The sequence below is a fragment of the Paenibacillus campi genome (assembly GCF_034659835.1).
Classification (GTDB): Bacteria; Bacillota; Bacilli; order Paenibacillales; family Paenibacillaceae; genus Saccharibacillus; species Saccharibacillus campi.
The window spans coordinates 54,987-67,935 of sequence record NZ_JAXSQZ010000009.1; the positions used below are offsets into that span (position 1 = coordinate 54,987).

General features: G+C 48.4%; 11 protein-coding genes. All 11 read right to left on the minus strand.

Going from position 1 to position 12,949, the window contains the following annotated elements:
* Window positions 1–73: 73 nt before the first annotated feature.
* The 11 genes from U1I11_RS18325 to U1I11_RS18375 all read right to left on the minus strand — a co-directional run bounded on the left by U1I11_RS18325 (window position 74) and on the right by U1I11_RS18375 (window position 12,931).
* Window positions 74–1,252: a hypothetical protein gene (locus U1I11_RS18325; RefSeq protein ID WP_322907581.1), complete on the minus strand. Its 1,179-nt coding sequence runs from the start codon at window positions 1,250–1,252 to the stop codon at window positions 74–76.
* Window positions 1,216–2,583, minus strand: a complete 1,368-nt coding sequence (locus tag U1I11_RS18330) for a sugar phosphate nucleotidyltransferase (RefSeq protein ID WP_322907582.1) — start codon at window positions 2,581–2,583, stop codon at window positions 1,216–1,218. Before U1I11_RS18330 ends, U1I11_RS18325 begins: the two co-directional genes overlap by 37 nt.
* 84 nt (window positions 2,584–2,667) lie before the next feature.
* Window positions 2,668–3,960 (minus strand): glycosyltransferase family 4 protein, encoded by a 1,293-nt coding sequence (locus U1I11_RS18335; protein WP_322907583.1) that lies wholly within the window; start codon window positions 3,958–3,960, stop codon window positions 2,668–2,670.
* Window positions 3,961–3,993: 33 nt separating this feature from the next.
* Window positions 3,994–4,578, minus strand: a complete 585-nt coding sequence (locus U1I11_RS18340) for a WcaF family extracellular polysaccharide biosynthesis acetyltransferase (RefSeq protein WP_322907584.1) — start codon at window positions 4,576–4,578, stop codon at window positions 3,994–3,996.
* Between the two features lie 277 nt (window positions 4,579–4,855).
* Complete coding sequence (locus U1I11_RS18345; protein WP_322907585.1) at window positions 4,856–6,106, minus strand: glycosyltransferase family 4 protein; 1,251 nt, start codon at window positions 6,104–6,106, stop codon at window positions 4,856–4,858.
* Window positions 6,036–7,295, minus strand: a complete 1,260-nt coding sequence (locus U1I11_RS18350; RefSeq protein WP_322907586.1) for an O-antigen ligase family protein — start codon at window positions 7,293–7,295, stop codon at window positions 6,036–6,038. Before U1I11_RS18350 ends, U1I11_RS18345 begins: the two co-directional genes overlap by 71 nt.
* Window positions 7,292–7,906 carry a DapH/DapD/GlmU-related protein gene (locus tag U1I11_RS18355; protein WP_322907587.1) on the minus strand — a complete coding sequence of 205 codons (615 nt, stop codon included), beginning with the start codon at window positions 7,904–7,906 and terminating at the stop codon, window positions 7,292–7,294. Before U1I11_RS18355 ends, U1I11_RS18350 begins: the two co-directional genes overlap by 4 nt.
* Complete coding sequence (locus U1I11_RS18360) at window positions 7,903–9,063, minus strand: glycosyltransferase family 4 protein (RefSeq protein WP_322907588.1); 1,161 nt, start codon at window positions 9,061–9,063, stop codon at window positions 7,903–7,905. Before U1I11_RS18360 ends, U1I11_RS18355 begins: the two co-directional genes overlap by 4 nt.
* Window positions 9,064–9,522: 459 nt before the next feature.
* The gene (locus U1I11_RS18365; protein ID WP_322907589.1) at window positions 9,523–10,890 is read right to left on the minus strand and encodes a flippase; all 1,368 of its coding nucleotides are present in this window, start codon (window positions 10,888–10,890) and stop codon (window positions 9,523–9,525) included.
* 15 nt (window positions 10,891–10,905) lie between these two features.
* Window positions 10,906–11,889, minus strand: a complete 984-nt coding sequence (gene gmd, locus U1I11_RS18370) for a GDP-mannose 4,6-dehydratase (RefSeq protein WP_322907590.1) — start codon at window positions 11,887–11,889, stop codon at window positions 10,906–10,908.
* 103 nt (window positions 11,890–11,992) lie between these two features.
* Window positions 11,993–12,931 carry a GDP-L-fucose synthase family protein gene (locus U1I11_RS18375; RefSeq protein ID WP_322907591.1) on the minus strand — a complete coding sequence of 313 codons (939 nt, stop codon included), beginning with the start codon at window positions 12,929–12,931 and terminating at the stop codon, window positions 11,993–11,995.
* Window positions 12,932–12,949: the final 18 nt, after the last annotated feature.

Consider the following 12,949-nt stretch of genomic DNA (forward strand, 5'->3'; position numbering starts at 1 on the left):
TGTTGCTCGATAGATCGATATAATGTTTGAGCAAATGATACTGTCATCCATTATGCGTTCATAGATTATTCAGTCAGACGCGCACATGCAGCAGCAGATTTTGAATATAGCGTGTAATATGGGTCAATGCACAGTTGCCTGACATTCCTTGGAACAATGATTGCGAGCTATCTACTGTATCTGTATTAAACTTTGTTGGATTGAAGTCAAAGCTGTTCAAGTTCAGACGATTCAGCTCAAGTTGGCTAATCTGCTCCCAGGATAACAGTTGTACTGGATGATGGGCAGGAATCGCATCCAGCGTATGCCGATCTTCATAAAATTGGCTGCGATTCAGCAGCAGCAACGGCTTGTTCAGCACAATCGCTTCGCCGATCGTTCCCCAACCAGGCTTCGTAATGACCAGATCGGCAGCGGCTACATAATTTTGCGATTCGCTATAATCGGGTGGAATCCGATAGATATGATCTCGCTCTATCGTCATATTGGACGATACGATAAAGCTGACATTTTCGCTGTCCCAGATCGGTAACGACTCCAGTTGCTCCACTTCAATGCTCATCCCAAGCGCAAAAAATACGATCTGCCGTCCATCACTAGCCAGCTTACGCCGAATACGCTTCACTTCCTGCTCGTCCGGCTGGCGACAGAAAAATCCGGTCTGAATGCGATCTTTACAGCCCCATGCCGGCTCGGCACAGCCTGCTAGACCGATAAAATGATCCATTTGTGCATAGGCGGCACGCAAAACATTCAGCTCGTCCGGCTCCAACATATCCCGGTAAGCGGTATACCATGTAAAATTCGAGATGCCGAGCGATTCGATGCCTGCACGTGCTGCCGCGACGATCGGTACCGGTGAAATGTCAGTAATGACAAGCTGTACCCGACACCGCTGCAAAAAATCACATTCCCGTGTTACCTGTTCATCAAACAACGACATATCATGCCTATATTGCTTTTGTAGCCCTTCAACATCGGCTGCGATCGAATTAGGTTGTAACACATAACCGGTATCCGAACGTATCGTTCTAAATTCCAGCTGATGTCCCCCCTGAAACGGTTGCAACGACTCGTACAAAAAACCTAACGCCTTGCCGCAATTAATCACCAGATGCAGCGGCACGGGACTGTCCGCCAGCAATTTCCGAATGACCGCAATACTGCGAGCCGCATGGCCGTATCCGTAATCGGATACGTAATAAGCAATGACCGTCAAATCTTCATGCAATTTTGCGCGATATCTTCCCATGAATGGAAAAGCTCCACCAATCTATTTTCGCGTTCAAACATTCCCGTTTGTACGACGATAAACTCCATCTCACTGCGCGCGCGCAAACTGTGCATCGCTTTGACCGGGATGTGCAGCACATTGCCAGCGCTCACCTGCATCATATTGCCATTCAGTACGAACTCGCCTTCTCCTTTGACGACTGTCCATACTTCTTCTCGTTCGGTATGGGAACGGTAGCTTAAGTTATGATCGCGTTTCAGTCCGATTCGTTTCGTCGATACGCAGCGTCCGTCTTCATACGTCTGGTCATCTAGCACGTGCACCCAGCCCCATTGCCGTTCTTCAAACATCGGCCCTTGATCAAAATTAACAAGTTCCTTCAACTTCGGACTGCTCGCTTTGTCGGAGACAAGAATACCGTCCGGACTAACCGCAACGACTACATCTTTCATCCCTAGCACCGTTACTGGCACCTTTGTTTCATTGACGAGATGGGTATTTTCGCAATCTTCGCTAATGATGCCGCGTCCGATTTGGGTATTGCTCATTTCCTCGGTCAATGTGTTCCATGTGCCGAGGTCTTTCCAATAACCTGTGTATGGTACGGCAACGATATTAGCCACCTTTTCCACTACTTCATAGTCAAAACTAATCTTCGGCAGGACGCTGTAATTTTTCAGCAATTGCTCGTACTGAATCGGCAGCCCTTTTTGCTCCAACAGGCTAATGATGTAACCAAGCCGGAATGCAAACACGCCGCAGTTCCAAAGTGCTTGCTCAGCGATCAATTGTTCGGCATACGCTTCGGTCGGCTTTTCCTGAAAACGGCTTACTTGGCGGATGCCGGTCACACTCGTTTCACCAGCAGGGATAATATATCCGTATTTGGAAGACGGATATGTCGGCTCTACACCGATTAGCGCCAGATCAGCTTGCGATTGTGCGATCGCATCTTCCAAACTGCGCACCGTCTCGAAAAAATGATTGTCCACATAAGGATCAACCGGCAAAATGGTCACCACTTCGTCCAGGCTAACCCCTTTGATCGAATATAAATAAGTTGCCGCCAGCGCAATCGCGGGAAACGTATCCCTTCTGTCCGGCTCTACGATCAACGGTACGTCCGCTCCGACCTGACTGCGCATAATCTCCACTTGCGATTTACCGGTGGCGATATAACTCGACTCGCTCAGACCGCTCGTCTCCAGTTGGTTCCATACACGCTGTACCATTGAAACGAGTTTGCCCTGCTCATTTTCCAGCACTCGCAAAAATTGTTTTGATCTCGCATCATTGGACAGAGGCCACAGACGTTTGCCTGAACCTCCGGATAAAAGGATAAGTTTCACTCCAATCCCTCCTATGTTTTCTGTAGTTTGGGTATTGCGTTTAGGCGTGATGAACGTATGATTGACGTCTGCCTGCCGTTGCCGTTACCTAGATTCAGGCAGCATGCTTGGAGACGAGGACGGTGTAACCATCGATAACAATAGCTGCCGATATTTCTCTAACGATACGTCACGGCGTAAATATTTTTCCAAATAAGCGCGTCCATTATGACCGACACGCTGCAATTCGGTTTGCTCCAGCTCGTACAGTTCACGAATTCGTATTGCTACCTCGTCATACTGCTGCGGCTCGGCAACGCTGCCGCAATAGCTGTCCATAATGAGGCGATGCGCTTCGCTGCCTTCCTCCAACACGCCCATAACCGGCTTGCCAGCTGCCATAACACCATAAATTTTGCTTGGCACGGATACGCCTTTGATGCCTTTTTGGTTGACGACTAGATGCACATCGGCGGCGTTGAGCGAATATTTTAAGTCTTCCTTCGGCTGAAACGGCAGGAAGCAAACTTGACCGGATTCGATCCATCCGTGCTCGGCAGCATAGTGCTGCATTTTGCTTTTGACCGCGCCTTCACCGATAAAGGCGAATACTAGATTCGGGCAATCGTTCAGCTTCGGTACGATCGTAATTAAGTTGTCCAGATCATAGTACAGACCGAGATTACCGGAGTACATGACGACGAATTTATGTTCCCAACCATGTCGGCGCCGAAATTCGGCAACACGCGGATCGTCTTTGCCAAGCGGTACGATCTCCTGCTCGTTCGTCCAGTTGTTAATGACCGTGCTCGGAATATGTTTGCGTCCGCCAAAACGACGCTCTAGCGTCTCCTGCATATCTTTACCGACGGTAATCACATGATCAGATAACGAGCAGTTCATATTGTCGATTGCCCGCGCCAGCTTAAAAATCCATTTGCGATCAGTATAGCCAACCGCTTCCGCTTGCTCGGGATTGAAATCTTGGATGTTGTAAATATGTTTGGCACGTTTGAGCAGCTTGCCAATCGTGCCGATCAGACCACCTAGCACAGGCGGTGTGGAGATCGTATAAATGAAATCGGTGTTTTTTTCTTTCAGCAACTCGTAAGTGGCGAACCAGAAATAGGTGGAGATGTATTTGATCCGGCTTAATTTGTTTTGCTTGTCCACCTCTGGCAGGCGAATGCGTACGACTTCGATATTTTCCAAGCGATCACGTAACACCCGTCCTTTACTAGCGTCCGCACCGCCATACCCCGGCGGGCATTCGGCGATAACGGTAATGTCGAAATCGTGTTGCAAATACAAACATAGCTCTGTCAACAACTGCCCGGTTGACGCATAGTCAGGATAAAAATAGTTGATGACGAACACGATTTTCGGCTTGTCTTTCATAACAGTATCCCTCCTTCGCTGCATGCGTTGAACTTATTTCACTCTGTGTACGGCTGGCTGCGTTTCCTCCTCTGGAAAACGGTATTTAAAAAAGGCGGCTGGAAAGCCGATATGCACTTCATTGCGCGGAATATCTTTGACGACCGTGCTGCGCGCACCTGCCACGCCAAGCTCATGAATCGTAATGCCAGGATAAACAAACACATCGCTCGCTACCCATGCGCCGTCTTTGATGACGATCGGCTTCGTAATCAAGCCGAATGTCGGATCGTTCAAACGGTGACTACCGGTGCACAGATACGTATGTTGCGAAATGACACACTGGCTGCCGATATTAATCTCGTCCAAACTGTAAAACTCCACATGATCACCGATCCACGAATGCTCACCGATCGTCACTTTCCACGGATAGGTGAATGTGGCGGAAGCGCGCACCCGTACGCCGGGCGCAAGCTTGGCGCCGAACAGGTTAAGCAAAAATCGTCTCCAGCCATACATATTATGCAGCGAGAAACGGAACAGCGTTCCTTGCACGAGCCACCAGATCAAGCAATACCAACCTGGTTTGCCACGTGAGTATTCCGCCTGACTGTATTGATCCAATCGGATTTGTGTCATATCCGTTCTCCTCCTTAGGTACATGGGTCGATCATTGGACATACTGACGACGGATGAGCTTGTCTTTTGCCTAATTGGTCATGTAGTTTGAATAAGATACAGCTGTGTCCAAGTGATACAGGGACACTTTGCCGTATAATGACAAGCATAAGCTCTCCTAGTAGCTTGTCTTCGATCAGTGTAAGATGAGTCGATCCCATACATACGCTAACGTATGTTCAAACTTAATTTGTACCAGGCAGCCTATTCCAGCAGTTAGCTTAGACGGCTTAGACGTTCACTCCGCCGGTGCGGATTCGGATGAATACACCGTTGTGTCTGGTGTGCGATCGATCGCTTTGCTCAGTACGCGATTGAGCTTATTAGCGACCACTTCATGTGCACAATCGCTAACGAGCCATTCCATCGCCCGCACCGGATACAGGCTATATTGCTGCGGATGTGCCAGTATATCGTTTAAACTAGCAGCAAGCGAGCGCGGATCATCGTTGTCATAGGTGACGAACATTTGCTGATTGATCGTATTAATATCGGACACGCCGGATGTGAGCACAAGCTTGCCGTATTTGATATATTCAACGACTTTGGACGGGAAGGAGCATTCGCTAAACGCTATCTGCTCCCGCTGTGTGTTCACAAACAAGTCAGCCGTTTCCATTAACTGCCCGTATTCATGATCATCTAAAAAGCCGTGAAATTTGATCTGAATATGATCATGATAAAACTCCTGAATAAATCGTTTGAGCTTGTCTTCGATCGGGCCATAGCCGGTAATATGCAGTTCTAGCGGACGGGGCGTTTGGATATACGGCAATGCGTCGAGCAAAATTTCGATTCCGCGATCATAATCAAGCCGACCGGAGTAGACCATTCGCAGCGGACGATCAGTGCCAAGCTCGACTTGCTGCACCGGTTTGAGCTGTGCCGGATGCACGGTACCACCGCGCACGACCGTATAATTGTCGGTGCTGACGCGCTTTTTCAAGACCGAGGTGACCAGCACTGCACCGTCCAGCAGTCGATTAGCGAATTTCTCTACCGCAACCGAGATTTTTTTGTAATGACGGTTCGTTTCGGTGACGGCGTAAATGCCGTCCTCATATTCGATCACAAGCGGGACGCGGAACAACATTTTGAACAAAATTGCCGGTAAGGCAGTTTCAAGCCGATAGTTGTAAAATACGACCGCACGCGGTTGCTGGTTATGTGCTCGATTCCAGCGCATGAGCTGGAAAAACACGGTGAACAACGTCACGAGCAAGCTTATGCCTTTCATATCCACATTGCCTGGATAGACGACTTGGCTATGTTTGCCGATCGGGTAGGCATCACGGCGGAACCATTTTAATGTGCCGCGCTTGAGCAGCAGTGGTGAGATAACGGTAATGTCGTTCCCACCTGCTTCGAGTGCATGGAGAATACAATCGATCTTTTTGTTGCCGGCGGTATGCTTGGCACTATAACCCCTTTTCTGTTGCAACTCGCTGTTGACGTAAGGGGCTACGTAGGCGATTGATTTCGTTGGCATGAACTTCACCTCGCTCTGTCCGTTCCTGCGCTTGCAAACGGCTAGTGTCCAGAAACATCAGCACGATAAACAGCGGTTGGAACAGCATATTTTCGGTAGAAAATACGATCAGCAGCCCGCTAAAGACGAGCAGTGCCTGTACGACACCACCGATTGGACGCAGTAGCTGAAAGTAATAATAGATCATTAAAATAAGCAGCAATGGCAACCCAAACTGATAACCAAATGTTAGCAGCGAATTGGATGAATCTGGAATGCTGTACCGCTCCATTAATATTTCATTGTTTTGAAATCCCCAGCCGAGCAGCGGCTTTTCGATCATCAGTTCCAGATTGGAGCTTGTATCGAGTGAGCGCCGATCGAACGAAGCATTGCCATCCTGAAACTTGTCCGTAATGACACCGCTTTGCGCGATAAACACCGCCAGCGGTACGAACAACAACAGCGACAAAATCATACGTGAAATATGCTCGCGTTTGCCGTTACGAATAACATAAGCGAGATAAAGCAGCGCACAGATCATATAACCGGACGTTGACATCGTCGTCAGCAATGTTGCCGTTAGAATGATTAAGCGCCATTTGAGCAGCTTTTTGTTCATAAATAGCGTTAGGAAAATGCCTAAATTTAGAAACACCTGATACGCGCCTGGCTCCCAGAAAATGCCCTGGTTACGCGACATATTCCACAGTCCATACACATGAAATGGTGTAATCCGATACGCACCGCCCCAGACGCTCGTCGGCGGCACCAGCTCACGCACAAGCGCGGCATCGAACGCGCCGAGCAAATAAAACGGCATCCCTAGAAGCGCCAGCGCTATAATCAGCCATTGATAACTTTTGGCAGCTTGCCGCAAATCCAAGCGATTTAACACCATAAAGACCGCCAGTATTTTCAACATCAGCCCGGCATAGCCGCCAATATTCGTACGATACAGCAGCATATTGCCAAGAATGACGATCAGCACAAGCAGCAAAATGAGAAATTGCCGCGGTTCAATGCGCTTCGGAAAATAAAATACGACCGCCACCGCGAACAATACCATAATAAAATCCGAATACAGCAGCTTACCGAACAGTACCGAACCTGATGTGACGACAATTAACGTCACGGCGATAAAGGTAAGCCATTTATTTTTGACCGTAATGTCCGGCTGGGCGGACAATGTGTACGGGTTCGTCATCATGTTTCCATCACATCCAGATGTTTGATCACCCGGGCAGGCACACCGGCGGCGATGCAATTCGCCGGTATCGATGCTGAGACGATGCTGCCCGCGCCGATAATGCTATTTTTGCCGATCGTTACGCCTTTCAAAATGATCGAATTCGCACCTACCCATACATTGTCTTCGATGGCCGTAGGCGCAATACCGATATCGGCACTGTTTTTGTTAAACCGTCTGCCGTCCGGTTTGAGCGGATGAAAGTCGGTATCGCTAATTTGCACATTGACGCCTAACATCACCTCATTGCCGATGTTCACGCTCGACATCGCGCAAATGCTAGCGCCGCTAATGCCGACATCATCACCGATCGTAATGTTGGCATCACTTGCCAGTGTACGAATGACGGTGCGATGATTCAGCCCGATCGGATTGCTGTAATCCGCCGAACATAGGATGCAGTTGCGCCCGATCGTAATGCTGCTGCCTGGCTCTTTATCAACGATCGGCATCCCGACCGCGATCATGCCCGCTCCAGCCATAATGCGCTGTTCGCTGAACAGACGGCGGGTCAGCCAGGTGGTGCATTTTCGGGAAATTTTACGTTTGATCCGGATAAACGAAGTGATCATACCGGCTCCCTAACAAACAAGCGATTATAAAATTCAAATGTGCGTTTCGTATTTTTGCGAGCGTCAAAGTTTTCCTGTGCAAATTCAAGCGCCTGTTGACCCAGCTTCTCATGCAGTGCGCGGTCATTGCCGATCCGCACCATATATTGTGCCATCGCGTCATAATCCCCGGCTTCGAACAGATAACCCGTTTTGCCTTGCAAGATCAGCTCATTCGGCCCACCGATATTCGTTCCAATCGCAGGCTTTTTCATCGAAGCCGCCTCGATAATGCTGCGTGAGAAATGCGGTTCGACAAACGGGCACATCATCACATCGCTGGCAGCGATCATCTGTGGCACATCATCGCGGAAAGCAAGCGGATAAATCTGATCATTACCGGAACATGCCTGCATCACTTTGTCTTCATAGGCATTGTTTTTGTTAAAATAAAACCCGCCGACGATCAGCTTAAACTTTGGATTCGCTGTGGCGATTCGGTTAAACGCATTGACCATATCGAGCACGCCATTGCCCTGTACGACACGACCGATATACAGGAAGACGATATCGTCGTCCGCCAGCCCCAGCTCCCGTCGTACCGGTGCTCCATTCACATCCGGGTTATACGCTTTAAAATCAACGAAGTTATATACGATATCCAGCTCGCGTCCATCACTATCGACCGTTTCGGAATCAAACTGGTCGATCGAGATATAGCCGTCCACGTATTTGTGATTCATCCGCTTCAGTATATTGCCAGCAAATGAATTGAGCAGCGGCTCACGCACATGGCAGACGACTTTCGTTTCCGGTGATACTTTTTTCGCTGCTCTGGCGACCTGGAACAGACAGGTGCTGTTCAGATGGATAATGTCGGGTTTGTATTTGCGAATGTATTTTTTGGCTTGAAAGTATGTGGGCAATGCGCCGATCAAATTGCGAATAAACAGCTTTGGCGTCATGCCGGATACGGTGGAACCGTGAAATGGAAACATACCTTTTGCCACTTCCACAGGCAACCCGCCTGTTTCCAGCAGCTTCACAGCAGGGCCGTTGCGGATCGTCAGCACATTGCCTTGAAACTTTTGCTGATCCAGATGGCTGATTAAATACGTCAAACTCCTCGGCGCGCCACCCATATGACCGGAATGATGAACATACAATACTTTTTTCAAAGCGTTCGCCTCCTTGATGGATTGGTGTTGAGCTGAATGGAACTAAAGTGAATGGTAGTTGCTTAAATGCACTTGAATATAAAGCAGCCAGCGTTTGGCATTATAAACGCGTCCAACAAAGCGTTTGGCACTTTAAACGCGTCCAGAGCGTTTGGCACTTTAAACGCGCCCAGTAAGCGTTTGGCACTTTAAACGCGTCCAGCCAGCAATTAGCAAAAGAAACACGAGCTGTAAAGGTAGTTTTGCCTTGATGTGTATGCGAACTTTTCTGCTGTTCCATCAACCACTGCGGCAAAACATTTTCAACTGGTCGTTATGCTGCATCACATTCAAAAATATTTAAGACTTCGCAATTAGCCTTTTCATGAACAGTTTTCACAAATTTGAAGTTTATTTTCAATTTAAGCAGCAGGAAAGCATCGGTTCCCCATCATTCGGGGAACCTGATGTTTCGCTGACTTATTCCTGATTGGTTGAAAGTTTGGCTTTGCCTGCTTTCAATCTGGCGATTACCGCGGTGATCGGGGAGATGAGCGTTTTTGACATCATCACACCGGACACCCGTGTTTCTTTGAACATAAAGGTGAATGCGTAACTGGATACGATAAAGGCAAATACGGTGCCGACCGCAGCGCCCATGCCGCCGAATAGTGGGATCAGGATCAAGTTGATGATGATTTTGGTGACCGCACCCATCACTTGGCTGATCAGTTCGAAGCGGTACAATCCTTCGCTAATGATCCATTTGTTCAAGGCAGCGCGCATAAAGATGAACAGGCATGCCCAGACGTGAATGACGAGAATGCTGATCGATTCCAAATATGCTTTACCGTACAGGATCGAGATGACTGGTTTTGCCATCAAGGTGACGGTAATGCAAATGCCGAGTGCGAACCAGAACAGCAGATTGTACAGTTTTTGCAGTTCGGCATGATAGACTGCTGGGCCAAGCTTTTTGTTTTTGATCATGCTTGGAAAATACGAGGCGGCGACGACGGTCGGGATGACGTACCATACTTCCGACAACCGTGCAGCGACCGCATAAATACCGACGGCGGTATCGTTGATCATATAGCTCAGCATGACCTGATCGATTTTCAAATAGATGATCGTGGAAATACCGGCGACGATCAGCGGCCATGAGCTGTTCGTCAGTCGTTTGCCTAGTTTCCAGTTAAAGCTCCACTTCGTTAGAGAGACTCTTTGCATCTGGGTAAATAACAGGAACAGATAGCCAAGAATCAATTCTAACGCATACGATGCGGCAAACCAGATCAATGAGGAATGGAATACGATCAACAATATTTTCATGACCGATGTCATCGCAAACGCGATCCCTTTGGCGTAAACTGCATACTTCGCCTCTACAGTCGAATCAAACCATTGTGAAATGACATCGAGCGGCTGGAACAGCATATTAGCGGCGATAATGACGATACTCCAGCGTACCATCGCATCCTGACCTGGGATAGCAAAAGCAAGTGCGATCGTGATCGCAAATGCGATCACACCGCTGAACATGCGCAATGTCGACACGGTGCCAAGAATTTCATTTTTGTTATCCGGGTGTTCGACCAATTCCTTGACGATAATGTTCGCCAGACCGAGCGGCACGACCGCTGCGATAATAGTCACAAACGAGATCGCAAAGTTATATTGACCGAACTGCTCCGGGCCGAGATAGCGCGCAATCCAAATGCTGACGATCAAGTTAATGCCAAGCCGCAGAAACTTGTCCATCAATTGCCAGTTGCTATTAAAGAAGATTTTGCGCTTTTCCGGCGTCATCGCTAATTTGCGTTTGATGCGGGCAATTGCATTAGCCATTCATCATCATCTCGCTTAATAGACAGGTACAGCCGATGGTTTCAAGGAATGACGCTTCAGATCGGCATCCACCATGTTTTTCACCAGCTGCTCAAAGCCGACTTCCAGCTCCCAGCCCAGCTTTTGTTTTGCTTTTGTGCAATCACCGAGCAGCAGATCGACTTCTGCCGGACGAACGAATTTCTCATCGATAACGACATAATCTCGCCAGTTCAGACCGACATGATCAAACGCGATCTGTACGAGTTCTTCCACCGTATGCATTTCACCGGTCGAGATAACATAATCGTCCGGTGTATCTTGTTGCAGCATGAGCCACATCGCTTTTACGTAGTCACCGGCAAAGCCCCAGTCACGCTTCGCATCCAAATTACCGAGACGTAGTTCTTTGGCAAGACCGAGCTTGATTTGTGCTACACCGTCCGTTACTTTGCGTGTCACAAATTCCAGTCCGCGGCGCGGGGATTCATGATTGAACAAAATGCCAGAGCAAGCGAACATATCGAAGCTTTCACGATAGTTAACAGTGATCCAGTGACCGTACAGTTTCGCTACACCGTATGGGCTACGCGGATAAAATGGCGTCGTTTCCGCCTGTGGAATCGCCTGTACTTTACCGAACATTTCACTGCTGGACGCTTGGTAAAAGCGCGCTTCCGGCTTCACCAGCCGCACCGCTTCCAGCATATTCGTGACGCCAATCGCTGTAATTTGACCGGTTGCTACCGGCTGTGGCCACGAGGACGCTACAAAAGATTGTGCACCGAGGTTGTACACTTCATCTGGATCAGCTTCACGTACCGCTTCGATCAACGAACCGAGATCGGTTAAATCCGCCGCAATCCACTCAATCTGGTGTTTAATATGCTCTACATTTTCGTAGTTCGGTGTGCTTGTTCTGCGGCGAATGCCGTATACTTTGTAGTCTTTTTCCAGCAGCAGTTCTGCCAAGTATGATCCGTCTTGTCCTGTTACACCGGTAATCAATGCGCTTTTCATAAATGAATTCCCTCCACTTATCTATGTTATTTGTATAGGTTACATTGCACAGTTCATCTGTACGTTATCGCTCGGTGTTACTGATCGATATTGTTGATGGAGCTTACTGACTGACAGCAAGGCTGCTGCGGTAATCCGCATATACAGCACGAATGCCTTCTTCAAGCGGAATGCTTGCTTTCCAGCCGAGCGCATTAATTTTGGTCGTATCGACGAGCTTGCGCGGCGTGCCATCCGGTACGGAGGAATTGAACACTAGCTCACCTTGGAAGCCAACGATATTTTTGATCAGCAGCGCCAAGTCTTTGATCGCGATATCTTCGCCTACACCGACGTTGACGATTTCATTGCCATCATAGTTGTTCATCAGGAAAATGCACGCATCTGCCAAATCATCGGAGTGCAGAAATTCACGCTTCGGTGCACCTGTGCCCCAGATTTCTACCGTGGCAGCGCCAGTTTCTTTTGCCTCGTGAATTTTGCGGACGAGTGCGGGCAGTACATGGGAAGTTTTCAGGTCAAAATTGTCGTTTGGCCCGTACATATTCGTTGGCATAGCCGAAATAAAGGTGGAGCCATATTGTCGGTTGTACGATTCGCACATTTTGATGCCGGCTATTTTGGCGATCGCATACGGTTCATTCGTCGGTTCCAGCTCACCAGTGAGCAGATATTGTTCCTTCAGCGGCTGTGGTGCATACTTTGGATAGATGCAAGTGGAGCCGAGGAACAGCAATTTTTGTACACCATTAACATAAGCGGCATCGATCACATTCGTCTGAATGAGCAAATTATCGCGAATAAAGTCTGCCGGAAAATCGTTGTTAGCCGCAATTCCGCCTACCTTAGCGGCAGCGAGAAACACATAATCGATCTGCTGCTCTTTAAAAAAACTGTACACCGCATTTAAATTCCGCAAATCCAGTTCAGCACTGGTGCGATAGATGAGGTTCGTATAACCTTGTTTTTCAAGTGCACGTACAATTGCCGAACCGACCAGACCGCGATGTCCAGCTACGTAAATTTTAGCGTTTTTATTCATTATTATTCACCTCATCAA